The organism is Fibrella arboris (assembly GCF_041321095.1).
GTDB classification, from domain to species: domain Bacteria; phylum Bacteroidota; class Bacteroidia; order Cytophagales; family Spirosomataceae; genus Fibrella; species Fibrella arboris.
The window spans coordinates 18,872-45,225 of sequence record NZ_JBGGWE010000017.1 but is presented as its reverse complement, the minus strand read 5'-3'; the positions used below and the strand labels follow the sequence as shown (position 1 = coordinate 45,225).

The following is a 26,354-nucleotide window of genomic DNA, read 5'->3' as shown; positions in this document are numbered from 1 at the left end:
GTACGTTGAAACAACGTACCTGTGGCTTCCGGTAGCGGCGGCTCGATACTATGCACCAGCCAATAATAAGAGATACAGGGTACCCCTCGGCAAATAGACAGATATCTCTATTTAGTTAAATAAATTATCTATCCGGTAACACTGTTTTTATACAAAGTCCTTTTTAATCTCTAATCTATATAGATTGGCATGAGATTGGCCGCAAATTGATGTAGGTTCGGGCTTTGCCCACCCACGCGATCCAACTATATGTTAATCTTTACCCGATTGGTAGTCTATGCCACGTTGGCCTATACGCTACTGACCCTGCCTCTACTGGGCCAGGTACGTTCTGCTCTTCCGCCAACTCGTTCATTGTCGCCCAGGCAGGCCGATTCACTCCGGCGTCGGCAACTGGCAGAACAGCTACGCCGGACAATCGACCCTGCCCTGGGCCGGGTTCCGACCGAACGGCTCGAGGCCATTCAAAATCAGCTAACCAGTCAGTTGCCAGGCCAGCAGCAAGGGCGGGCTCGCACAGCCATTCCCGACGTAGCCTGGACAGAACGGGGGCCATTTGGGTTTACAGGTACGTTGCACACCTTTCTGGCCGATCCGGCCGATCCAACCGGGCGCATCGTTTGGGCGGGCAGTACCAATGCGGGCTTATGGAAAAACGCAAACCTGATCGACCCGGCTACGAACTGGGTACCCATCAGTGACAGCTGGGAAAGCAAGAATATCTCGGCACTCGCCTCCGACCCTACCAACAGCAGTGTTATTTATGCCGCTACGGGCTATCCGCTTGGCCAGACCAACGGAGGTGGTATCTGGAAAACGACCAACAGAGGTGCCACCTGGCTCCGCTTGTCGGCCACCACTCCGGCGCAGTCGGGCACGTTGATACAGGCCGCTTTTAACCGAATTGCCGGGCTGGTCGTAACTAAAACCGGGCTACTGCTGGCGGGCACTCAGGGAGGCGTACTTCGCTCGGCCGATCAGGGGCAGTCGTGGCAGTTTTCGCTGGCACCCCAACGGCAGATCGGCAGTCAGTCGGTGAGTGGCGGCAATGATCATGTTTCGGCTATCCGGCTCGGGCAGGATGGGCTTGTGTACGTGGCTATGGCTACAGGCCGGCTATTTCGGTCAACCAGTGCGGCAGCAAACGCCTGGACCGAGATCACGCCGCCGAACATGGCCCCTTACACGGGTATTCGGACAGAACTGGTGGTGGCTGCTCCTGCCAGTGGCACGGCTCAAACGCTATACGCCGCTCAGATAGCCGACGATGCTTCTTTGGGCGGATACACCCTTCACTGGCTACAGTATTCGACCAACAGTGGTCAGACCTGGCAACCCATGACACGGCCTGTTTATCAGGATGCGCCCGACCTCGACATTACGCTGGGGCTGGGCGCTCAGTACTTTACCTTGAGCGTTTCGCCCGATTCAGCGCAGGTCGTATATATAACGGCCTATGATCGGCTCTATCGATCGGGTAATGGCGGGAACACCTGGTCGGCCGGACAAAGCATTGGCCGTACTACCGCTTTTTCGCCCTTACCTAACCAGGGCGTCGTATGGGGAAGCGACAGCCAGGTTTACTTCTCAACCACCCAGCAACTCCTTACCTTGGGACTCGATGGCGTAGAGCACTACCGGAGCAATGGGTTTGGTGGCCTGGAAATCGCCGGGTTGGCCATGAAGAACGTAGCCCGCAGTCGGTACCGGCTCACGGGCAGTTCAACGGAACCGGGCCTGCTCGAAACACCGGAAGCAGGTAACGCAGGCGGCACCCAGGTAACGTACCCAGCCTATCCGCTCAGGCCATTTATCGATCAGGACGAACCGACGGTTCAGGTGGCGGCTACCACAAACGGCGGTTTTCTGACCCGAAACCTGACAAACTCTACGGCTTGGGACTACTATTCGATGGGTTGGGGAGCCATTGATTATCCAGACGGCGGTGTTGAATACGACAGCCGTAGCAATACGTTCTTTTTCTGGTCAGACGCCTACCGAAAAGCAGTGGGAATTGGCACCACTCCAGAAATCATGGTCCTCGATAGCGGCCGGTTGCCACGGCCCACCTACCTGAAAGCAGGCGCATCGCCCAACACGCTTTTTGCCGCCACCCTGGACGGGCGACTCTACAAGCTCTCGGCCACAGACCAGGCAGTGCCCACCCTTACCCGACTCGATGGCGGCTCGTTTCCATTGGGCAGCACCATTAGCGGTGTAGACGTGGGAGCTACTGATAATGAGTTGATTGTAACGCTGTCGAACTACGGAATACAGTCGGTTTGGTACACGACCGACGGCGGCGCCAACTGGCTCAGTAAAGACTTGCCCGCCCACGGTCTGCCCGACCTACCCGTTTATGCCGTTCTGATCAACCCCACAAACCGGCAACAGGTGATGCTGGCTACTGAACTGGGCGTCTGGTCAACGAACGACATCACGGCGGCCAATCCGGGATGGACGCTGACCAACACCGGGGCGCCACTTGTCCGGTGTAAACAATTCATCTACCGCGCTGCCGATGAGCTGGTAGCCGTTGTCACGAGCGGTCGTGGCGTGTGGGAAACGAATGCCTGGAGCCTCGATGCCCCCATCGTGCAGGCAGGGGGCCTGTCGACTACAGCCCTTTGCGCCGGCACTACCTTGCCCGTGAGCTACACCCTGCTTAATGTGCAGCCGAGCCGGGTAGTTGTGCGCCTGTCAGACGCCTCGGGTGACTTCACGAATGGTACCGACATTGCCGCAGGAACCACCAGTCCACTGCTGGCTACCGTACCCGCCAGTGTTTCGTCTGGCACTGGCTACCGTCTCCGGCTCGACGTACCTGACTTCAGCATTTCGCAACTGATCAGTGGTTCGCTGACAATCACGAATCTGTCGCTCAGTCAGGCCAGCATTCTGGACCGGCGACAACTGACAGATGCCCGGCTGGCCGATGTCCGGTACGTGTCTGGGTACGTTTGCCCCGGCGATTCGGCCCTGTTACGCGCTTACCTGCCGAATCAGCCCAACAACCTCACCGCTACATACCGATGGGCCATTGACGGGCAAACGATCTCGGGGCAGACAACCGCGAGTTTGGCAACGGGTCAGACGGGCACCTACAGTTTCACGGCGTCGGTGGGTAGCTGCACCACCACCAGCGCAAACAACCTGCTGCTGATCGCGATCGACGCGCCCACGGTCAGCGTCCTTAGCCCGATAAACACCGACGACGGGCCAATCTGCCCGGGCACATCCGTTCCGCTGGGCACCTCGTACCTGGGGCAACGGGCAGTCTACCAGTGGCTTCGTAATGGCGAAGCGGTAAGTGGCGGCACAACACCTGTTTTTTCAGCGACGGCAACAGGTTCCTATGCTTACCGGCTCACGTTCAGCTCATCGGGGGGGGCTACCTGTGCAGCATCAGCACCAGCAACGTACCTGACAGTCAACCAGACAATTCTTCCGCCAACGATTGCCGTGGCCGGCGATGTTGCCCCAACTACCTGCGGCACAGCATCATTGACACTCTATGCTACCAGCCAGCCCGATGGCACCACGTATCAGTGGCTCAGAGAGGGCCGGGTGATAGCTGGCCAAACCAGTTCACTGGCCACTGTAAGTCAGGGTGGCACCTATCGACTGCAGGTGCAGCGGGGCACGTGTACGGCCGTGAGCGACCCCATCACGGTAACAGCAAACAGCCAGCTTAGCAATGGACTGTATTACTACGGCAGCACGACCCTCTGCACGGGCGAATCGCTGGTGCTTTATGCAAAAAACACCAGCCATGCCCTGCAATGGACTAAAAACAACGTACCCATCACCGGGGCCACTGGTTTTAGCTATCTGGTCGACACGCCCGGCAGTTACGCCCTTCGCTACACATCGGGTAGCTGCTCGGGCACGGCGGTGGCGGTCTCCGTTGTTTTCAGCCAGACGCTGACGCCCACCTTACTGCTGAACGAACGATGTACTGAAGTAGAACTGTCTACCCGCGATTACCCCCGCACAGGAACCGTCACATTCAGCTGGCTCCGTAACGGGCAACCCGTTAGCCAGGGGGTGCAGACGTACCAGACCGTAACGGAATCGGGCCTATACAGTGTTTCGGTGACCAACGGCGTATGCAGTGGTGTATCGAAACCAGTCAGTGTAAGCATTGGCCAACCGGTAAAACCAACGATTGCCGCCCTGGGTGGCCTGGTGCGCTGCCCCACGTCGGCGGTGAAATTGCAGCGAACGAGCGGACCATACAGTTTCTGGAGGTTCAATGGCAGCCCCCTACCCGGCGCCACGTCAGACCAGGTGGTGGCGGCCGAAACAGGGGTCTATAGTCTGGTCTATCAGCAGGGCAGTTGCTTAACCGAATCGGCTTCGGTCTCGGTGGTTATCGGCCAGCCCGCGTCGGCAACGATAGCGGGGCAACCCTTTATCCGGTCGGGTCAATCGGCGGTGTTACCGGTTCAGTTGAGTGGGGTGGCGCCCTGGTCTTTTTCGGTGGTGGGTGTCAAAGCTGTGACAAACACCTATCAGAATCCGTATTCGCTGACCGTTACGCCCAGCCGCACCACTAGTTATTCCCTGATAAACGTGGCCAACGGCTGTGGCATTGGCGCTGGTGCGGTTACAGTTATAAACGTGTTTGTCGACGGGGCCGATGTGTCGCTCACCAGTTGGGTCAGTAAACGATCCTGCCAACTGGGCGATACGATCACCTATTCTGTTCGGGTCACAAACGCCGGACCAGACGCAGCAGAAAACGTGTCGGTCATCAACCGCCTTCCGTCCGGGCTGAGCTACGTTGGCAGTTCATCGGCAACCACCGGCGATAGCCTGCGGCTTAGCGTTGGCAACGTACCTGCGGGCGAATCACGACTGGTCAGTTTTAAAACGAAGATAAACCGTCGGGGAAAATACGTGAATGCCGTAGAACTCGTTGCCTGCAACACGCCCGACCCGGATAGCCAACCCAACACAGGCACGGCCGATGGCGAAGACGATGCCACGCTGGTCGACTTACGGACGGCTGATACCACCCGCTATCTGGCTGTTTCACCTAACCCCTACGGGCGAATCTTGCCGACTGTAGCCAGCAACCAACCGGCGGCGATACCCAACCAGGCCGATTTAAGCGTAGCTCTTTTTGTGAATAAACGGCTGGTATTGCCCCGCGATACGATCCAGGTGACCCTGGTTGTGCAAAATCAGGGGGGCACGTCTACGTCGCTGGTGCAAACCGGCCTGACATTACCCAACGGAACCTATAGTTTGGATAAAACCACCTGGAGAACAGCCAGTACGGCTATCACCATCGATATAGGTCAAATGGCCGCAAGCTCAACCGTTAGCCGAACCGTGTATTGGTTGCCGACCGCCTCCGATTCCTGTCGTGTTGAGGTGATCCGTTCCGCCGTAGCTGATCCCGATTCAACGCCCAACAATCGAAGTACACGCCCCGGCGAAGACGACGACGCCGTTGTTGATGTCAGAATGCTTCGCTGACGACTCAGGGAAGAGGCGCTACTTCATCGGTTAAAAACTACTGTTCAGCCCGACGTGTGGGCGGTTGGTCAGATACTGCTGGCGTTGGCAGGCGACGCAGGCTACTTTCAAGGCATCAACTGACCATGAAGCTGACAGACAAACCTGCATCCGTTATGATACCCTCAGAAACTCCCCATGATCCAGTCTTATGGAAACAAGCCAAAGAACGCGTTGGCTTCCGTATGCATCTACGCTCATACCTGATCGTCAATGGCGGCCTGTGGCTTATCTACCTGTTCACCCAGTTCAGCCTGGTTCAGTCGGGCCATCGCGGTTATCTGGTGCCCTGGCCAATTTTTCCTATGCTAGGCTGGGGAATCGGGTTAGTATCACACTATGCTTCGGTTTACCGTAGCCCTAACCAGCGCAACCAGGTTGAGCGCGAGTATGAAAAGCTGAAAAGACAGCAGACGTACTAAGTGATAGGCAGGTAATTCTGATTGCTGCTGAAGAAGCAAAAGCAGCTAGTCGCGCCAGCCAGAACCAACCCTCCGGCCAGTAAGTAACCGATCCCAACAAGGCCACCGCACAGCTTGCGGTGGCCTTGTTGCTTACCAGCCAGAGATTCACGACTGACTGTCCGTTAGCCACTTCCAGGTACGTTGGCAGCGCGTGTGGCCCAGTAAATTCGTTGGTCATCCGTTATCAACGTGTTGATTCTATGAGTAACTTTCAAGCTTACTTCGTCTAGTACCCAACATGAAAAAAGCAACTGTTTACCTGTCGGTACTGGTGAGTTGCCTGATAGCAGGCACAACATCAGCACAGACTAAGTTAGTGGAGAAGGTGACCCGGCCAGGGAAAGAGCTCCTGATCCCGTACGAAAAATACGTGCTCCCCAACGGCCTTACGCTGGTTGTTCACGAAGACCATTCCGACCCGGTGGTGCATGTCGACGTAACGTATCACGTTGGCTCGGCCCGCGAAGAAATTGGCAAGTCGGGTTTCGCGCACTTCTTTGAACACATGATGTTCCAGGGTTCCGACCACGTTGCCGATGATGAACATTTCAAGATCGTGACCGAATCGGGCGGCACCCTCAACGGATCAACCAATACCGACCGTACCAACTACTACGAAACCCTGCCCAGCAATCAGCTGGAGCGCGCGCTCTGGCTCGAAGCCGACCGGATGGGCTTTCTGCTCGATGCCGTAACGCAGAAGAAATTCGAGATTCAGCGGGCAACCGTGAAGAACGAGCGCGGCCAGAACTACGATAACCGCCCCTACGGACTGGCCAGCGAATACGTAGCTAAAAACCTGTTTCCGTATGGCCACCCCTACTCCTGGCTGACGATTGGCTACATCGAAGACCTGAACCGGGTCAATGTCAACGACCTGAAAAACTTCTTCCTGCGCTGGTATGGCCCTAACAACGCCGTACTGACCATTGGCGGTGACGTGACCCCCAAGCAGGTGGTAGCCATGGTCGAGAAGTATTTTGGCAGCATTCCACGCGGACCAGAGGTAACGAAAACGGTGGTACCCGCCGTAGTGCTCGACAAAGACCGGCGCGTGTCGTACGAAGACAACGTTCGTTTTCCGCTGCTTCAGATCGTGTTCCCAACGGTGCCCAACTACCACCCCGACGAAGCACCGCTCGATGCCCTCGCCGAGATCCTGGGGGGCGGCAAAAACTCCCTGTTCTACAAAAACCTGGTGAAGCCTCAACTGGCTGTTCAGGCTAGCGCAGGCCACCCAACGTCGGAGCTGGCCGGTCAGCTGACAATGCGGATTCTGCCTTTTCCGAACAAACGGCTGGATAGCACCGAAGCCATCGTTCGGCAAACATTGGCGGAGTTTGAAGCCCGTGGCGTTACCGACGACGACCTGGCCCAGTTCAAGGCATCGCGTGAGGCACAGCTCATCTCGGGGCTGGCCAGTGTAGCCGGTAAGGTATCACAACTGGCGGCTTACCAGACGTACCTGGGCACGCCCAACTACATTCCGCAAGAGATCAAGCGGTACAACAGCGTGACCAAAGCCGACGTGATGCGGGTGTATAACCAGTATATCAAAGGCAAAAACGCGGTACTGCTGACGGTGTACCCAAAAGGCAAAGCCGATATAGTGGCCAAGCCCGACGACTATACGATTGTGACAACCGGCTATAAGGCTCCCGACTACGGGTATTCGGGGCTGACTTACGCCAAAGCGAAAGACAGCTTCGATCGCAGTGTAAAACCCGGTCCAGGCCCAAACCCGGCGCTGAAAGTACCGCCCTTCTGGACCGACAAGCTACCCAACGGCCTGAAAGTAATCGGTACGCGTAACGACGAGATTCCGACCGTTACGATGCTGTTCAGCATTAAAGGCGGGCACCTGCTGTCGGCAAAGGACCCATCGAAGGCGGGCATCGCGCAGCTGACGGCATCGCTGATGAACGAAGCAACGGAGCGGTATTCGAACGAAGTGATGAACACGAAACTGGAGAAACTGGGTGCCAACATCAATATCCAGGCTACCACCGAAGAAATCAATGTTTCGGTTGAATCGCCGGTCAAGAATATCGACTCTACACTGGCGCTGCTGGAAGAAAAACTACTGCACCCCAAGTTTTCGGCCGATGATTTCGAGCGGCGCAAGAAGCAGCAACTGGAAAACATTGCCAGCCAGAACACCCAGCCGGTCGTTATTGCCAACAAAGCCTATAACAAACTCCTGTATGGCGAAGGAAACATCCGCGCCGTTCCCCTGAGTGGCACCACCAAAACGGTTGAAGCCATCACGCTCGATGATGTGAAGTCGTTTTATCAGAATGCACTCTCACCATCGGTCACTAATCTGGTGATTGTCGGCGACGTTGAGCAAGCGGCGGTGATGCCCAAACTGGCTTTTCTGACCAAGTGGGCCGCTAAACCGGTTGCACTACCCAAAGAAAGCGTAGCCCGGAAAATTGACAAAACCCGCATTTACCTGATCGATAAGGAAAAGGCGGCCCAGTCGGAGATTCGGATCGGTTACCTGACCGACATGCCCTACGATGCAACCGGCGATTATTATAAAACCGGACTGGCCAACTACATGCTGGGCGGCGCCTTCAGCAGCCGGATCAATATGAACCTGCGCGAAGACAAAGGGTGGACGTATGGTGCCCGGTCGGGCTTTGCCAGCACCAAAGCGCCTGGCCCCTTTACGGCCAGTGCCGGGGTGAAAGCCGCCGCCACCGACAGTTCGGTGGTCGAGTTTATCAAGGAGATGAAGGCCTATGGCCAGTCGGGTATTACCGAGCCCGAGCTGACATTTGTGAAGAGTTCGCTTGGCCAGGTCGACGCACTGCGTTACGAGACGTCGTTCCAGAAAGCCATCTTCCTGAGCCGGATCATCGATTATGATCTGCCGAAGAACTACGTGGAGCAGCAGGCCAATATTCTACGTACCATCACCAAAGCACAGGTAGACGCCATCGCCAAAAAGCGACTCCCCGTCGACAAGATGGTGATCACGGTAGTTGGCGATAAAGCGCTCGTTAAGCCTGGTCTCTCGAAGCTCGGTTACGAAGTAATTGAGCTGGACAAAGAAGGTGATCCAATCACCACGGCTACATCTACCGGTGCTGCTCCTGCCCGCATGGGTTCGGGTGGCGACAAAAACGAGTAGCGTTATCAATAATGCCAAAAGGCCGCCTGCTCGGAAGAGCGGGCGGCCTTTTCTGTTTACGGGCCTGAACGGGCAGCCAGTTGCTTTGCCGGGCGCTTATTCGCCCAGCAACACTTTCCAGGTACGTTGCTGGTCGCCCTGGGTCAGTTTCAGGATGTAGAAACCACGGGTCAGTTCGCGAACGGGCAATGTCAGCCGGTTTTCGCCGGCCGTTACCGTATGGTCTGCCTGTAGCACCGACATCCCTGCCGTACTGATCATCTGTACCGTAGCCGTTCCGGCCTGCTGGCTGATGTACCGGATCGTCAGTTCATCACGGGCAGGAACCGGATACACGGTCGACTGCTGAATAACTGATTCATCGGCGACAGCCAGACGAGCGCTTCCACTGGCCGGATACAGCCGAATCTGGGGAATGGTTTGCTGGGCCTGTCCTGGGTACGTCCACCGTAACCGGGCCACGGCACCCACGGCACTTTCATAATATTCCATCCTGATGTTGTACTTCTGACCAGCCACCAGCGCCATGCTGTTGCTGTTGGTTGTGGTAGGGGCGTGGTCGTTCCAGTCGTTGATCACCTGTACATCATTTACCCATAAGCGCACCCCGTCATCGGCAATGGTCGTGAACACGTAATTGCCTGTCACCGGCGCTTCAACCTGGCCCGTCCAGCGAACCGAGAAATTATCAACGTTGACACCGCTACCCGGCGAACCGTTGCCCCAATCAAAGTCGATCACCGCGTCGGTACGGCTCATCACGCTGGGTGCCGTCAGGGTCTTGTTGTTGTAATACTGACCCAGCAAACCAGTGCCCGTACCCGTGTTGGCAGGCGGAGGGGTGCCGGTGCTCACCCGGAAATAAGCGGATGCCGGAATAACCTGCTTGTTGACACCGGGCCCGCTGTAGCTGACGCTCAGTACCTGGCCACCGCTGCCCTCGAAATACTGAATGGTGATGGCATGACGACCAGCTTTCAACCCAATGGTACCCGACCGCTCCTGCTCGGCATGACCGCCATCGTTGTTCACCACTTCGGTAGTGCCGATATAGAGTTTACTGCCATCATCCGAGTAGGTGTAGAAGGTATATACCCCATCGGCAGGTACGTTCACGTAGCCTTTGAACTGCAGGCCAAACTGGTCGTTTCGGTAAGCGAGGTTCAGATCGGCCTGCCCAGCCGTACCCGTACGAACCGGCGTCAGGCTGTTGAAGTTGGGAAGCGTGTTCCAGTTGCCTTCGTAATAATTATAATCCAGGCCAGCCACGGCATTATCCGGGTTCTCCGGGTCGCGCAGATTGGCGGTGGGCGGTGGCGGTGTGGCCGTAGCTATCCGGAAAAACGCCGAGGCAGGAATAGCCTGTTTGCCAATGCCGGGACCGCTATAGCTAACTGTCAGCGCCTGACCGCCACCAGCTTCAAAATACGGAATGGTGATCGCGTGCTTACCGGCTTTCAGCCCAATGGTGCCCGATCGTTCCTGCTCGGCGTGGCCACCGTCGTTGTTCACCACTTCAGTGGTGCCGATCAGCAGTTTGCTACCATCATCGGAGTAGGTATAGAAGGTATACACCCCGTCGGCAGGTACGTTCACGTAGCCTTGAAACTGTAAACCAAAGTTATCGTCGCGGCTGCGTACCGTTACGTCGGGGACAGTGGCTACTGCTGTACGGGCAGGCGTCAATGCCGCAAAATTGGGAATGCTCCCCCAGCTGCCTTCGTAATACCGGTAGTCCAGGCCCACTACGGCATTATCCGGGTTCTCCGGGTCGCGCAGATTGGCGGTGGGTGGCGGTGGCGTGGCGGCGGCCACCCGGAAAAACGCTGAGGCGGGAATGATCTGTTTGCCAATGCCAGGCCCGCTGTAGCTGACACTAAGAGCCTGCCCACCGCCCCCTTCGTAATACGGAACCGTGATGGCATGGCGACCGGCTTTCAGCCCAATAGTGCCCGACCGTTCCTGTTCGGGATGGCCGCCGTCATTATTCACTACCTCAGTAGTGCCAATAAACAATTTGCTACCGTCATCAGAGTTGGTAAAGAAGGTATACACGCCATCGATAGGTACGTTCACATACCCTTTGAACTGTAACGCGAAGTTATCGTCGCGGCCACGAGGGCTAATGTCTGGTAGTGTGGCCGTAGCCGACCGAACGGGCGTGAGAACGGCAAAGTTGGGCAGGGCCGACCAGTTGCCTTCGTAATAACTATAATCGAGCCCAGCCACAGCATTGGCCGGATTCTCCGGGTCGCGCAGGCTACCTGTTGGCGGGGGTGTATCGGTACCCACCCGGAAGAAAACCGACCCGGGAATTGCCTGCTTGTTCAGGTTGGGACCGCTGTAGCTGACGCTGAGAGCCTGCCCGCCGCCGCCTTCATAATACGTAACGGTGATGGCATGCTTACCGGCTTTCAGCCCAATGGTGCCCGACCGCTCCTGCTCGGGGTGCCCTCCGTCATTATTTACCACCTCATTGGTACCGATGTAGAGCTTGCTACCATCATCGGAATTAGTAAAGAAGGTGTAGGTTCCGTCGGTGGGTACGTCGATGTAGCCTTTGAACTGTAACGCGAAGTTATCGTCCTGGTTGCGGGGCGTGATGTCAACCTGACTGGCTATGCCTTTTTTGACGGCTGTCAACGCATTGAAATCGGGCAACGACGACCAGCTCCCTTCGAAATAACTATAGTCCAGACCCGCTACGGCATTGGCGGGGTTTTCCGGGTCCCGCAGCGGAATAACGGGTGGCGGGGGTGGGGTATCGCCCGTATTTTTGAACAGCACGACCGACGTGAACGGAGCCAGCGTCACCTGACTGGTGTACAGCGTATTGCGTGCATCACGGTACGGCTCGTTCAGCGAAATGGTCTTATCCTGGTTGGTGTCGTTGTATTCGAGCCGAATGAAATCATCGGGATTTTGCGCGGTACGGGTAGCCTCCTGCACTTGTACATTGTCGATCCAGAGCGTTTGGCCATCTTCGTTCACCTGGAACACCACGATAGAGGATGCCTCGCTGGCGTTGGCCATGAACGACACCTCGACATGCTGCCGGATCGTACCGACCAGAATTAGTGAGCGGGTGTCGAGGTCACGGAATGAACCCGTTTTTTGCCGGATGAACACCTCTGCCCGTTTTCCATTGCCCGATGCAATGGCATCGAACGTCAGTAAGTACACCTGATTCTGATTCACCGCTCCAATGTCTTTCGAGGCCAGCACGTAGGAGTTGCTCTGGTTCGACGCCGATGGAAACGAAATGCTCAGGCTACCTCCGTCCAGGCGGTTAGCGTTGTCCCAGGTGGCGCGGCCATTGCCGTAGGGACTGTAGGTGTCCCAGCCTTCGTTGGTACTGCCAAACGTATTGTTGAGCTTAAAAACGCCGTTACCCGTTGTGGCAAAAGGCTTGTAGGTCAACGGGCTATTCAGCGAGTTGGGGTCTTTACCATACCGGCTTTGCCACTCAGCCAGCGACAGATCATACCCGATAACGCCGGAGCCGGGATTCGACACCGCCCGAATTTTGAACTCGTCGTTGAAAGGACGGGCATACACGTTGTTATCGAAAGCACCAAAGCTGGTGAGGTCATTCAGGTGCGATTCGTACTTGGTCACCAGTTGCGCCGCCGTTTTACTCACCAGCACGTTGTTCTGAATCAGGTTGTCGCGGGGTGAGCAACCGCCGTTGCGGCTGTTCACCGCCAGTTGAGCTTCTCCGTTGTTGAACGACGTGTTGTTGGTGAACTGTGCCGTCATGGCCCCATGAAGGAAAAAGCCCAACCCATGAGTATTGAAAACGGTGTTGTCGCGAACCTCTACGCCGGTGGTGCAATCATCAAGGAAAATACCGTTGGCGCCTGAGTAGGCCCCGCCAGGCGTCCCTTCGGGTGCGCCAATGCCGTTGAAGACAATGTTGCTCAGAATACGCACATTGTTCATGGCCTCCCGGTTGCCGTTCCAGATGTACAGGCCACCGCCATCGCTTTTGGTGAGGCAGAAATTCGATACCCGGTTGCGCTGAACAGTGGTGCTGGTCACGAAGCTGATACCGTTATAACCGATCTGATCAACCACGTTGTTCTCAATCGTTACCCGATCGGTCAGCACCGTGTTGAAGCCATTGTAGGTGCCATCGCCGTCTTTACCACGACCCGGCGTCAGGCCAACCCGACGTAACGTATTGCCCCGGAACGTGAAATTCTGGTAGCCGGTAATAGACACGCCGTTATTATTAACGTCTTCGATCAGGTTATTCTCGACCAGAATGGTATTGCCGCTTCCCCGCGCAATCAGGCCATCTTCGCCCGAACTGGTGATGTCGTTGCCCGTCAGCGTAATATTCGTCCCATTTTCGATCAGTACACCCGTGTTAATCGTTTGGGTGATGGCCAGGTTACGTACCTGAATGTTGGTCACGAACGAAAGGCTGATGCCCGACGAAAAAGCCGTCGCCGTGATGGTTTGGCCGTTCGGGTTATCGGTCGAATACAACTGGAGCGTTTTGTTGCCGCTGTTGTAGTACCATTCGCCGTTCTGATCGAGCGTGGCCGGATGGCTCTGAATGAAATAGCCCCAATTGTCGCTGAAATCATATGAGTTGGGGTGATTCACCGTAAACGTGTTCCCGTTTTGCTGGGTGATCAGGCTCCGGTTAATGATCCACTGCACGGGCCGGTCAACCACTTCGCCCCCCACGAAATTGGCAGGCACTGGTTCCTGGCTGGTTAACTGCGTATGTCCGCTATGCGACTGAATGGTGAGGTAGCCCCGGTTGGGTGCGTCGAGGTTCGGGTAACGGCCCAACGGAAGAAGGGTGCCATTTCGGTACACACCCGTTACCTGACTGCCCAACGCCGATGCGCTGGCCTGCCAGATGTTTCCGCCTATGTTGCTCCAGTTGGTGATGGGCAACGATGCCGCCAGAACCGGTTTGCTGCCCGACCCGAACGCGTCGATACTGATGGGTTGCGCTGACGTACCTGACTGGCGGATCTGCAACGTACCCCTGAAGGTATCGCCCCGACGGAACAGCACCTGATCGCCGGGCTGAAGCGTCAGGGTGTTGATTTTCGCGAGTGTCTGAAAGGGTGCGTCGGCCGATCGGCCAGTGTTGCTGTCATTACCCGAGCTGGCGACGTAGTAGGTCGTTTGGGCATATGTACTGGCTGACAGGCTCGCCAGCCCGACCATGAACAACAGGATGTGGATGGATGAAAATAGAGTTTTTTTCACACGATAAGCAGTTGTTGAGTTGAATTAACCATCAATTAATCAATGAATTGCTAAAATAAGCCCATAATAGTCTACTAATTATGTAAACTTAGTTATTGGAGTTGATTCACTAATCCGATAGAATTGATACTAATTCAACTCAACGACTACCCGGTAGTTAAAAAAAGGCGGTCACTTTTACTTAGTGGCCTGCTGCCGGGCACAATCCTGCTCGGTGCCGCCCGGCAGCAGGGCTGCTTTCTTACCTATTCAGTTGAACAGCGTTGCCTGTTCGGGTTGACTCGTAGATAGCCTGGAACAATTCAACCACCCGTCGCCCGTCGAGGGCCGTAATGGCGGGCGGGGTCTGGGTACGTATCGCCCGACAGAAATCGGCCAGTTGCTGCCCGAAATAATGCGTCAGGGCGTCGGTTTTTGCAAAGAATTGGTGGTCTTCAGCCTTAAAGCTTTCCAGCAGTTCTTCTTCTCCCGGAACAGTCCACAGGTCGTTGATAGGTGGATCCTGAATACCCGACCGGCCGGCAATAAACATACTGCCACCGTCTGTTTGTACGCCAACGGTTGCCCCGTTCTGGCCGTGAATATGGACTTTTCCGTATAGGCCGGGTTTCTGGCTGTTGCTGGCGACAATGTTGCCAATTCCGCCGTTTTTGAACTGCACAATGGCGGCGGCGGTGTCTTCAACGTCAATATAGGGGTGATTCACATTCCGCCAAACGCCATATACCGATTCAGCCTCGCCCATATACCAGAGCAGCAGATCGAGCTGGTGGGGTGCCTGGTTCACCAGTACGCCACCGCCCTCATGCGCCCACGAGCCGCGCCACGGGTCACTCCCATAGTACGCCTCATCGCGCCAGCCGAGCATCTGGACCATACCCAACGCCGGTGTCCCGATTTTACCCGCGTCGATTGCCTGGCGAATACGTTGACAGGGTGCATAGAATCGACGCTGGCTAACCACGCTCAACAGTTTTTGGGTACGTTCGGCGGTGGCAATCATGGCGTCACAGTCTTCCAGCGATGCAGCCAGCGGCTTTTCGACCAGCACATGGGCACCTGCTTCGAGAGCCGCCACAGTTGGCTCGCGGTGGTTGGGGTGCGGCGTTAAGACCACGCAGACATCAATGCCCTCGCGGGAAACCATCTGTGCCACATTGGTATACGGCTTACAATCGTACTGGCTGGCGAAATCAGCGGTTTTCTGTTCATGCCGGCCACAAACGGCTACCAGTTGAACGTCGGGTGTTTGTTGGGTAGCCCGGGCATGGAGGTGCGCTACTTTGCCGGGGCCGATCAGGGCTATTCGGAGGGGTGCTGGCATAATCAAGTTGATGCGATGGTCAATGTTCCTTCATCAGAAATCGACATCTTGCATACAGAAGAAAGGAACCAACCCAATTTAATGTGATAGCACGCGGATATAAGGGGGTAAACAGGTTTACGGCGACAGGCAAGGGGGGTAAAAGCTTACGCCTGAATAGCCTCCCCAACTCCTTTTCGTCTGCCCCCCACCTAGGCCTGTTGCAGCCGTCAGGGCCGCTGGTATGGGGCAATCGTCCGCATCCCATCCAACAATTCGTGCCAGTCCATTAAATCCGTAAAATCCGCGTACCCTATGCGCCTCCGCTCACTCGATGCTTTTCGCGGTCTCACCGTTGCCGCTATGATCCTGGTCAACAACGCTGGCGACTGGGCTCATATTTATGCGCCACTCGAACACGCCCCCTGGCATGGCTGGACACCCACTGATCTGATCTTTCCCTTTTTTCTGTTTATCGTGGGCGTATCGATCACCTTTGCGTTGAAACCGGCCACGTCTACTTTACACGGGCAGGCCGATACGTCCGGGGTAGTGGCCAGGATCATCAAACGCGGATTGATCCTGTTTCTGCTCGGCTTCTTTCTGAACCTGTTCCCCCGTTTCGATGTCAGTAACGTGCGTATTATGGGCGTGTTGCAGCGTATTGGCCTGGTGTACATCGCCTGTGCGCTCATTTACCGCAAAACGACACCCGGCCAGCAGGCGCTGATCGCGATGGCCATCCTGCTTAGCTACTACCTGATGATGACTGCCATTCCGGTGCCGGGCATTGGTTACGCGAACCTGGAGCCGACAACTAATCTGGCCGCCTGGCTCGATTTCACCGTGCTAACCCCCGCCCACGTATACCGCCCCGCCGGCGTGTGGGACCCGGAGGGGCTGCTGAGTACGTTTCCGGCAGTGGCAACCAGTCTGTTGGGCTTACTGGCGGGCTACTGGCTACAGGCTAAACAGTACGGATCAACCGTGCGCGACAGTCAGAAAGCGCTGTTCCTCTTTCTGGCCGGGCTGGTGCTGGCCGGGCTGGGTACGTTACTCGCTCCCCTCTTTCCGATCAACAAAGCCCTCTGGACCAGCACCTATGTCCTGCTGGCAGGTGGACTCGCCATGTGCGGACTGGCCCTTTTTTATTACCTGATCGATGTTCGGAAAGGCCTCCGCTGGAACGGCGTATTCGTAGCGTTTGGCGTCAATCCCATCACCGTCTTCTTTCTTTCGGGTCTGATTCCCCGCATCATGACGCTGATTCAGCTACCTAACCCAGACGGAAGCGCCACGAAGGTGGGGCTGAAAGATTACCTCTACAAAGGCTTCATTGCCCCCCACTTTTCCGACCCGTATATGGCCTCGCTGGCAGGTGCCCTTACGTTTGTGGCCATCTGGGGCGTCATTCTGTGGGTGATGTACAAGCGGCGGATCATCATAAAAGTCTAGGTACGTCCGGCCCGATCCCCGGCGAATGAGCGCAATAACTGGCCCTGCGTATAAAGCCGTCGGCCACTCACTCAGTAAAACTCTCTTTTATAGGGGCTCTCTGTCAAATCTATTGGCAATCAGGTATGTTTAGACACACAATACACGCTCTACCTGATGACGTTAAAGCTGATTACCCGCCGCCTGTCGTGGGCCTTGTTGCTAACAATTCCACTGTGGTTTGGCTGTAGTAAAAAAGATACGGATATAACCCCCAGTGCGGCCTCTATTCAGGGCTCCTGGCGCCAGTTTGGTTACACCATCGATCCAGCCTTTGACATAACAGGAAGTGGCACTAAAGTGACGGACATCCTGGAGGCTTTCAAATCCGTTACCGGCGGGGCACAATTCGTTGATTGTTACAAGTCGGTCACCATCACGTTCAATGCCGATGGTCAGATTACCGGCACCGTCTCTATAGCCTGTAGCGGAATTGACGCCAGTATTTTTGGCAGTACCGCCACCTGGTCAGCTACGGGGAGTAAAGTAAAAATAACCGAGGGCGCTGCTGTTCAAGAGTATGATGCCACCATTAGCGGCACTACTCTAAAGCTCTCGCAGACCTTTGTTGACGACTTCGACAACGACGGTAAAACCGAGACAGCAACGGTAAGCTACGCCATGACAAAGGTGTAAATCTGTACACGTTGAGCTGGAGCGACTGGTAACGCGCACAGATGCGTAGCCGGTCGCTTTTGTGTCTAGGGCCCATTGGCGAACCAGCGATGACAAAAAAAGGTATTTGGGGTTAGTGATAGTTACAGACCAGTGCTGATGCAGCGGGATGCGTCTGCATACCGATTGGCCTGCCATTACCTTTCAACACGTTATGAACCAGACAAGTGAAGACCTTCACGGCAGTGCCCCCGATTCATCGCCGGTAGCGTTACTGATCATCGACATGATCAACGACCTGGAATTTCCTGAAGGCCCCGACTTTCTGAAACCGACCCTTGCCGCCGCCGACCGTATTGCCGCCCTGAAACTGCGGGCCAAATCAGCCAATATTCCGGTGATCTATATCAATGACAATTTCGGCAAATGGCGCTCCAACTTCGACGACCTGCTGGCCCACTGTCTGAACGATGGCGTGCGTGGCAAACCGGTGGTCGACAGGCTACGCCCCGATGCCGACGATTACATGGTGCTGAAACCCAAGCACTCGATCTTCTACGCCACCACGTTTGAAACGCTGATAACGTACCTACAGACCAAGACGTTGATCATGACCGGCATTGCCGCCGACGTGTGCGTGCTGTTCTCGGCTATCGACGCCTACGTTCGCGACCTGAAACTGATCATCCCCCCCGATTGCATCGCCTCTGGCTCTGCCCAAAACACGCAGGACGCACTCGCCTATATGCAGCGCGTCCTCAGCGCCGACGTAGTGCCATCAGCAGAAATAGATTTAGCCGGATTAATAGCGCAGGGAGTTGGCTCGTGAAGACCATCCGGGTGTGGCCGTTCGGGTCAGTAGAGACGCCAGATTTTGCCGCACCGGCGGACCGGTCTCTGCACGTGCGCCGGCAACATGCCTGAACGGTCAAAAGAATCTGGCAACGTACCTATGTCAGCTGAAACCCGTGGACGTGCAGGAATTTACGGACAATTAGCTCAGGTTTGGTGTCTTTGCTACGTACCCGCGACATGTTGTAGCTGCGTTGTTCGGGTGTATGTACGTCGGCCATGTTGTGTTCGTTGCGTGTATAGGCCTATAACGAACAGCATGCCGAATTGGTCGACGGGCGGCGTAAAACCGTCCGTTGCTGTTTCTACAGGCACTTGGCAGCAACGTGCCTAAACAAGCACGACTTCCTCTTAAAACGGTGACTATCATCAGCGGCCCATCGGGCCATAACATCGGTAGCTATCCGTCGAAAGGGTACGCCTAACGTCCCGTTAGGGACATAACATCGGTAAAGAAAGGCCCGGCATAAACCGATATTGTGCCCCTGACGGGGCGTAAAACGCCGGGATCGTGCCTATTTCCTACCGATGTTATGGCCCGATGGGCCGCCGACGGGAGCGGTTGCCAAATCAGTTCTACCCTATGGCTCTAGCCTTGAAAATGGTGTATGTAGTCAGCCAGATCATCGAGTGGCTCGTTAAAATCAGGCGGAATTGATCCCCAGCCAGTCAGGGAACCTGCTTTACGACGTTTACCTGACTGAGGTATCTTCTCCAAAAAGGTAGACAACTACTTCTGTTTCTTCCTCAACGGGCGGTCTTTCGTGCAGAATGATTCGGCCGTTGCTGTAGGTGCCTTTAACCGCTGTCAGCATGATGAATAAAATGAGGGCTTACCAAATGCTGGCATACCGGTTCAGCCGGTAAGTTGTCCTATATCCAAGGTACCTGATTAGTGAAAGAAGAAATACCCCAGCGCGATACCGGCCATGACGCCGATGAAGTCGGCCACCAGCCCGGCTACGATGGCATAACGCGTTTTTTTGATGCCAACCGACCCGAAATACAGGGCCACGATGTAGAATGTGGTGTCGGCGGCGCCCTGGAAAATACAACTCAGGCGCCCCACGAACGAATCGGGGCCAAACTGCTTCATGGCGTCGATCATCAGGGCGCGGGAGGCACTGCCGCTCAGGGGCCGCATCAGGGCCACGGGCAGCGCGTCGGTAAAATCGGTGTTCACACCCGTCAGGCTGATTACGTATTTCATGCCCCCTACCACATAGTCCATCGCACCCGAATTGCGAAAAGCCCCGATGGCCACCAGCATGCCAACCAGGTAAGGGATGATGCGCACCGAGGTGTCAAACCCAGCCTTTGCGCCGTCGATAAACGTGCTAAAGACGTCAATCTTTTTCCGGATAGCGCCAAGTAAAAACGTTACGATGATGCTCATCAGCAACAGGTTACCAACTAGTTTCGAGACCACCTCAAGCCGTTCTTTTGGTAAGCCAGCTAATCCCCATAACCCCAGCCCTAACACCGCACTGACGCCAAGAATACCGCCCATCACGGTCGTATTGAACAGATTGAGACGCTGTTTGATGCCAACAATCAGAATGCTGGCTACGGTGGCCACATACGTACCTATGAGGCAGGGAATGAAGATATCTGACGGGTCGGCAGCACCCAGAATGGCCCGCTGCGCCATGATGCCAAGCGGAATAATGGTGAGGCCCGATGTGTGCAACACCAGGAACATGATCTGCGCGTTGGAGGCCGTTTCTTTATCGGGGTTCAACTCCTGCAGGCTCTCCATGGCCTTCAGCCCAAAGGGCGTCGCGGCATTGTCGAGGCCGAGCATATTGGCCGAAAAATTCATGATCATTTGCCCGTTGGCAGGGTGATCTTTGGGGACTTCGGGGAATAGCTTATTGAAAAAAGGCCCGATAACCCGCGCAATGGCAGTAATGGCGCCTATTTTTTCGGCAATATTGAGCAGGCCCAGAAAGAAAGTCATGACCCCGGCTAGTGGCAGGGCAATGTCTATGACGGCCACTTTCGACGAATCGAATAGCCCTTCGACCAGGAGTTTAAAGATTTCAGTATCGCCCAGAAAAATCAGTTTGGCGAGCGCGACAAGGAAGGCAATCAGAAAAAAAGCTACCCAGATGTAGTTGAGGGCCATGTGGTGAAGGAGTGAAAAGCGAATGAGTGAAAGAGCGATTCGCCGCTGCGGGACCAAGTCGGGCGGCATTCCCTTTCACTGTAAGTTTACGACCGCAAATACTAACAAGCAACCAGCCCGATGAAGCTCCGATTCATTCGCCTCCAGGCAGTCACCCTTTCGCTCATTCACTCGTTCACTTTTTCACTCTTCGCCCAAACCGACGCTTCTATGCAGAAACAGGGGCTTGTGAATGTACAAACGGTTGACCCGGGCCTATTGGTCGACCTGAAGTATTCAACGACAGACAACTTTGTGAAACAGGACGTATATGGCGATCTGACGCGGGCCTACCTGCAACCCATGGCCGCCCGAAAACTGGCTGCGGCCAGCCAATGGTTACAGACCCGTCGGCCCGATCTGCGCCTGCTCATTTACGATGCCGCCCGACCTCAGGCGGCCCAGTGGAAACTATGGAAGGCGCTGCCTCAGTATGCAGAACGGCAGCGACGTACCTACGTGGCCGACCCCCGCGAAGGCTCTATCCATAGCTACGGCTGCGCCGTTGACCTTACCCTTTCTACCGACGACGGGCATGCCCTGGACATGGGCACTCCCTACGATTTCTTCGGGGTCAAAGCCTACCCGAAGCAGGAGGCGCAGTTGCTCAAAGCGGGTCAGCTAACGAAACAGCAGGTCGATAACCGACGGCTGCTGCGGCAGGCGATGCAGGCGGGGGGGTTTATGCCTATCGAGTACGAATGGTGGCATTTCAACGCCCTGTCGCGCCGCCAGGCCAAACAACAGTTTAAGCGGATAGAGTAGCGATGGGGCCACGCCGTAACTGACGAATAGCCAGCCAGACACACCAGACGAAGCCGGCGATGATTACCCATTCCATCACATATTCGGCCAGATACAGCGGATTCGAGAAGGAACTGAACGTGTAGTACGGTTGCTTCATCCGCCACCACACAGAGGGGTGATTGGCAGCCAACAGATTGAAGATGAGCAGAATAACGACTTCCGTTTTGTCGCGCAGGTTGGTCAGGCAAAAGACCAGCGGCAGCATAAACGCGAAGGCGTAAACGGTAATGGCATTTTGCTGCAACACACTCATGGCCGCAAAAATGGCGATGTAGAGCAGGGGCAGGTAGCCTGTCAGGGCATCACGCTTGCGCACCCAAAGCGTAGCCAGGCCAATCACCACGAGCAGCATAGCCAGCGTGATCCATTTGCCGAGATTACCGTTGAGCGTGACATGACCAGCCAATACCGGATTCAGCACCGAGCGCCAGTTGGGTGCTTTCAGGTAGTCGCCTTCATGCAGGGGCTGATCCATAAACAACGTACCTGTAGTCAGGTATAGCCACACCAATACGGGTAAACCAACCACAGCCGCCCCAGCCACGAACGATACTTTACGACGGGTGAGCAGAAACAGCGGAATCAGGAGCAGCACGAATGTGGCTTTGGTGAGCAACAGCCCTATGCCCAGGGCCACACCACCCAGAAAGGCGTTCTGCCGGGTTTGCCATAGCCAGACACCCGCCAATGCCGCCCCCCAGACCAGAATATCTTCCTGACCGCTGAACACGGCGAAAATGAACGAAACGGGCAACAGGTAATAAATGAGGCAGCGAAACAGCCGTTCGCCCTGGTTCAGCTGAGGCAAATAAATGCGTTGCGTTAGCCAGACGGTCACTGTCTCCAGCAGCAGCAACGTCAGCACGATAACCCGGATGTTGTCATAAATGGCCAGTGGAATAGCCAGCAGGTAGCCAAAAAACGGGCTGTAGGCATTGTACGCGCCCACATAGGGAATCTCCAGCCGCGTTGCCGACGCAACGATGGGATAGAAACACTGCACATCCGACTGCGGCTCGAAACCCAGAACGACATACGTACCCAGGAAAGGCAACAGCCGGAAAAAGACAAAAAACAAGGTAAGCCAGGGCGCTTGCTTCGTGCTCAATACTTGCTCTACACGGGTACGTTGCCAAAGCAACAAACCAATGGCCAGTGTCAGCAACAGCGAAGAAATACCTTTTACAAGCAGAATAAGCATGGGATACAGTTAGGGGGCCAGCGGTGTGGGAGCCGGAGGAGCAGGTTGTTCGGCGGGTCGACGACTGGACGCTACAACGGCGAACCGGTCTTTCAGCGACAAGAATGGCTTTTCAAAATAAGTATAGGACAACCAGGCAACCAGCGTTGTCAGGGCAAAGCTACCCATGTACAACAACGCCATAAAGGAAAAATCGGCGCTGTTGCCTGTAACGGGCAAGCCCGGCCACAGCCGTAACAGGCCGTTCATACACAACGTAATCAGGAGCGGGTGATACATGTAGAGGCCATACGAAATATCGCCCATGAACCGCGTAACGGGGTGATCGAGCTTGACCAGCGAAGCCGGATTACCCGCCAGATTCAGCAGCATGAAGCAAAAGAAAAGGGCGTAAAACTCATAGTTGAAACCCGGTACCCGAACGCTGAACACAAAGCAAAGGGCCAGCACGCTGTATACTGCAATTTGCACGTTCCGCTGGAAAATAGGCTGCAATACCCGATGGCGTGAAAAAAGCAGCCAGGCACCAACCCCGCCAATAGCCATGCAGCCAATGCGGAACTGGGCCATAAAAAAGGCCAGCACAATAAACGGCGACCGCTCCGGATCGTCGCCCAGGTAGGCAGGGCGCGCCACAAAACGCTCGTAAAGAAACCAGAGCGCCAGCAGCCCAACCACACCCAGCACGATTTTCAGCGTTCGCTTCGGATTGTTACTCAGTACCAGCCACGGCCACATGAGGTAAAACTGCTCTTCTACGCCAATAGACCAGGCGTGCGACACCATGGGTACGTTGCCAAACAACGCCAGCGCAAAATTGGGCAGCACCAGGCCGTAGAACAGCAGCTTCAACCCAAACTGGTCAGATACATCGCCCAGCATGGCCGGCGTATGCAGCATCGGGATCAGTGGCCATACCAGTAGCCCTAGACCCACAACCAGAAAATAAAGTGGCCAGATACGCAGTACCCGTCTGATGTAGAATTTACGAATGGCAATTCGGCCCGTCTTCTGCTTTTCGGCCAGCAGTAGGTACGTGATCAGAAAACCACTCAGCACAAAAAACAGCGACACACCCAGCCGCCCCAGCTGGTAGGCAAATGGCCGCGCCCAGAGGTCTTCCCGACCAAACAGAAAAACCGATTTGTATTCTTCAATATGGTGCACAATCACCGCCGACGCAGCGATGAATCGTACTCCATTAAAGCCCTTAAAATAGATAGGGTTAGACGCTTGAGTCATAGAACCAGATACCAGAGCCCGCTTCGGGACCACACAAAACTACGCTAACCTACCCAGACCGGTGTGCATTAGACTGACTTTTCAGCCCGTAGTTACCTAAGCGGCCTTAGGGCAACGCAAACGCGACGTACTGATTTCCTCTTTTCGTACCCAGCTTTCCACCGCCACAGGCAATGACAACATACTGTTTACCAGCCACCTGATAAATGCTTGGTGTGGCATGCCCAGCCGCAGGCAAGGTAGTTTGCCACACCACTTTACCCGTTTTTGTATCAAACGCCCGAAACTGTTCATCTTTTGTGGCAGCGATAAACAACAGCCCGCTAGCCGTTACCGCCGGACCGCCGTAGTTTTCCGTGCCGGTAGGTACGCCTCCATGTTTAGCCGAAATAGCCTTTATGTCGCCAAGCGGCACTTGCCAGCGGTGTTGGCCTGTGTTCAGGTCAATAGCCGTGAGGGTTCCCCAGGGTGGCGCAATGGCAGGCAGCCCCTGGCTATCTACAAAGCGATTATAGCCGGTGATTTTGTAGGGTTGCTCCGGTTCTTTTGTCCCTCTTTTCGCCAACGTTGGGTAGGCGCTGACCTCTTTCTTTTCCTGATCAAACAAAAAGGCCAGCAGTGCCTGTTTTTCGTCGCCGGAAAGCTGCGTGAAGCCCGGCATCATCCCTTTTCCGCCATTTACAATCTGCGAAACGTATGCCCTATCGCGTCGGTCTCCAATGTCGACCAGCGACGGATAACCACTTTTCGGGTTGCCTTTCCGCTCAGGGCCGTGGCAGGTCTGGCAGTTCACCGTATATACCCGCTGACCGGGGCTCAGGTGTGCCAGTTCATCTTGCTTAGGCGCAGCGCGTAGCTTAAATATCCAGGCCATTTCATTGGCATTTACATAGAGGGTTCCGTTCGGATCGGCGGCAGACCCGCCCCATTCTGCCCCGCCGTCACAGCCCGGAAAAAGCAACGTACCTGTGGTCTGATTAATCGGCGACCACGGGCGATGGTCAATCGTGTTAAACAGGGTCGTGATCGAATCTTTATCTACCGAGTATGAATTCAACTGGGTAGCGGTCAATGTTTGCCGGGCAAAAGGCGCGGGCAACGTGGGAATGGGCTGCGTGGGCCAGGCCGACTCACCAGGCATCTCTGACGGCCGCATGGGTGTTTCCCGAATCGGGAAGATCGACTTACCGGTGGTGCGATCAAACACGTAGACGTATCCCGTCTTGGTCGTCTGCGCCACCACATCGATCGGCTGACCGTTCCGACGGATGGTCAACAGCGTGGGTGGCGCGGGCAAATCACGATCCCAGATGTCGTGGTGCATGAACTGGAAGTGCCACAATCGTTTACCGGTGCGGGCGTCGAGGGCCAGCAGGCAGTTGGCAAAGAGGTTCGTCCCCTTGCGATTGCCACCGTAAAAATCGAAGCTGGCCGAGCCAGTCGGTACGAACACGATCTGCCGCTTCGGGTCGTAGGCCATTCCCGCCCAGCAGTTAGCCGCGCCAATGTTCGGATTCTTATAGGCGTCTTTCGGCCAGGTGTCATAACCCACTTCGCTGGGGTGCGGGATGGTGTGGAACGTCCAGACCAGCTTGCCCGTCTGCACATCAAACGCCCGAACATGCCCCGGCGCTGCACCCGCCTCCTCCGACACGCGAACGGGCATGATGATCAGGTTGCCGGCAATCGTGCCGGGTGTGTTCGAGATAATAAATTTCTCGCTGTTCTCCGGGCCTAGCCCCGTGTGCAGATCAACGTGCCCCCCCGCACCAAAGGTTGGCACAGGCTTTCCTGTTCTGGCATCCAGCGCATACAGGTTGCTGCCCAGCGTGTACAGAATACGTTGATCTGTTTTTTCGGGGTTTTGCCAGAACGCTACGCCCCGGCTGGTACTGTGCCAGGCTTTCAGCGCATCGCCAAACCGCCAAAGCTCCCGTCCGGTGGCCGCGTCGAGCGCAAAGGCCTGTACCGTGGCTGTAACGCCATACAACACCCCATTGACGATGATTGTGTTGCACTGCATCTGCCCGCTGTCTGGTGCACTGTACGTCCAGGCCACCCGTAGCTTCTGCACATTCTCGGGCGTAATCTGCGTCAGCGGCGAATAATGCGCCCGGTCGGGCCCACCCAGGTAATCAGCCCAGTCGCCATTATCGGGGTTAGCGGGCGTGAGGGCGGGCAGGAAAAGCAGGCCCAGCAGGGTTAGTGTAAGGGCAGTCAAGCCTAGAAATACACGGTTCATATGGATCGATTTGTACTATTCCCCAAATATATAGCCTGATAAGTAGCTTGAAACAGAATATCGCCCG

Annotated in this window: 14 protein-coding genes; 7 read left to right on the top strand and 7 right to left on the bottom strand. The window is 55.6% G+C overall.

Annotated features, from left to right (window positions below; translation table 11 throughout):
* The first annotated feature begins 249 nt into the window (after window positions 1–249).
* From ACAW75_RS22915 to ACAW75_RS22905, 3 genes are all read left to right on the top strand, one after another.
* Complete coding sequence (locus ACAW75_RS22915; protein WP_370731099.1) at window positions 250–5,487, top strand: hypothetical protein; 5,238 nt, start codon at window positions 250–252, stop codon at window positions 5,485–5,487.
* Between the two features lie 155 nt (window positions 5,488–5,642).
* The gene (locus tag ACAW75_RS22910) at window positions 5,643–5,948 is read left to right on the top strand and encodes a 2TM domain-containing protein (RefSeq protein ID WP_370731098.1); all 306 of its coding nucleotides are present in this window, start codon (window positions 5,643–5,645) and stop codon (window positions 5,946–5,948) included.
* A 280-nt stretch (window positions 5,949–6,228) separates the two neighbouring features.
* Window positions 6,229–9,129 carry a M16 family metallopeptidase gene (locus tag ACAW75_RS22905; protein WP_370731097.1) on the top strand — a complete coding sequence of 967 codons (2,901 nt, stop codon included), beginning with the start codon at window positions 6,229–6,231 and terminating at the stop codon, window positions 9,127–9,129.
* A 96-nt stretch (window positions 9,130–9,225) separates the two neighbouring features.
* Here ACAW75_RS22905 and ACAW75_RS22900 read toward each other — a convergent pair whose 3' ends face one another.
* Together ACAW75_RS22900 and ACAW75_RS22895 are read right to left on the bottom strand one after the other, a co-directional pair.
* Complete coding sequence (locus ACAW75_RS22900; protein ID WP_441656234.1) at window positions 9,226–14,322, bottom strand: PA14 domain-containing protein; 5,097 nt, start codon at window positions 14,320–14,322, stop codon at window positions 9,226–9,228.
* Window positions 14,323–14,605: 283 nt separating this feature from the next.
* Window positions 14,606–15,688, bottom strand: coding sequence for a Gfo/Idh/MocA family protein (locus tag ACAW75_RS22895; RefSeq protein WP_370731095.1), 1,083 nt, complete (start codon window positions 15,686–15,688; stop codon window positions 14,606–14,608).
* Between the two features lie 294 nt (window positions 15,689–15,982).
* Between ACAW75_RS22895 and ACAW75_RS22890 the strand changes: the two genes are divergently transcribed.
* From ACAW75_RS22890 to ACAW75_RS22880, 3 genes are all read left to right on the top strand, one after another.
* On the top strand, window positions 15,983–17,122 hold the full coding sequence (locus ACAW75_RS22890; protein WP_370731094.1) for an acyltransferase family protein: 1,140 nt from the start codon (window positions 15,983–15,985) through the stop codon (window positions 17,120–17,122).
* 156 nt (window positions 17,123–17,278) lie between these two features.
* The gene (locus ACAW75_RS22885) at window positions 17,279–17,797 is read left to right on the top strand and encodes a lipocalin-like domain-containing protein (RefSeq protein WP_370731093.1); all 519 of its coding nucleotides are present in this window, start codon (window positions 17,279–17,281) and stop codon (window positions 17,795–17,797) included.
* A gap of 193 nt (window positions 17,798–17,990) precedes the next feature.
* Window positions 17,991–18,605: a cysteine hydrolase family protein gene (locus ACAW75_RS22880; protein ID WP_370731092.1), complete on the top strand. Its 615-nt coding sequence runs from the start codon at window positions 17,991–17,993 to the stop codon at window positions 18,603–18,605.
* 121 nt (window positions 18,606–18,726) lie between these two features.
* Here the strand turns inward: ACAW75_RS22880 and ACAW75_RS22875 are convergent, their stop codons facing one another.
* The gene (locus ACAW75_RS22875; protein WP_370731091.1) at window positions 18,727–18,849 is read right to left on the bottom strand and encodes a hypothetical protein; all 123 of its coding nucleotides are present in this window, start codon (window positions 18,847–18,849) and stop codon (window positions 18,727–18,729) included.
* A gap of 671 nt (window positions 18,850–19,520) precedes the next feature.
* On the bottom strand, window positions 19,521–20,756 hold the full coding sequence (locus ACAW75_RS22870; protein WP_370731090.1) for a spore maturation protein: 1,236 nt from the start codon (window positions 20,754–20,756) through the stop codon (window positions 19,521–19,523).
* 120 nt (window positions 20,757–20,876) lie between these two features.
* Here ACAW75_RS22870 and ACAW75_RS22865 point away from each other — a divergent pair, with 120 nt between their 5' ends.
* Window positions 20,877–21,560 carry a M15 family metallopeptidase gene (locus tag ACAW75_RS22865; RefSeq protein WP_370731089.1) on the top strand — a complete coding sequence of 228 codons (684 nt, stop codon included), beginning with the start codon at window positions 20,877–20,879 and terminating at the stop codon, window positions 21,558–21,560.
* Here the strand turns inward: ACAW75_RS22865 and ACAW75_RS22860 are convergent.
* From ACAW75_RS22860 to ACAW75_RS22850, 3 genes are all read right to left on the bottom strand, one after another.
* Complete coding sequence (locus ACAW75_RS22860; RefSeq protein ID WP_370731088.1) at window positions 21,544–22,803, bottom strand: hypothetical protein; 1,260 nt, start codon at window positions 22,801–22,803, stop codon at window positions 21,544–21,546. The two genes, ACAW75_RS22865 and ACAW75_RS22860, sit on opposite strands and share 17 nt — an antisense overlap.
* A 9-nt stretch (window positions 22,804–22,812) precedes the next feature.
* The gene (locus ACAW75_RS22855) at window positions 22,813–24,045 is read right to left on the bottom strand and encodes an acyltransferase family protein (RefSeq protein ID WP_370731087.1); all 1,233 of its coding nucleotides are present in this window, start codon (window positions 24,043–24,045) and stop codon (window positions 22,813–22,815) included.
* 106 nt (window positions 24,046–24,151) lie between these two features.
* Window positions 24,152–26,287, bottom strand: a complete 2,136-nt coding sequence (locus tag ACAW75_RS22850) for an outer membrane protein assembly factor BamB family protein (protein ID WP_370731086.1) — start codon at window positions 26,285–26,287, stop codon at window positions 24,152–24,154.
* Window positions 26,288–26,354: the final 67 nt, after the last annotated feature.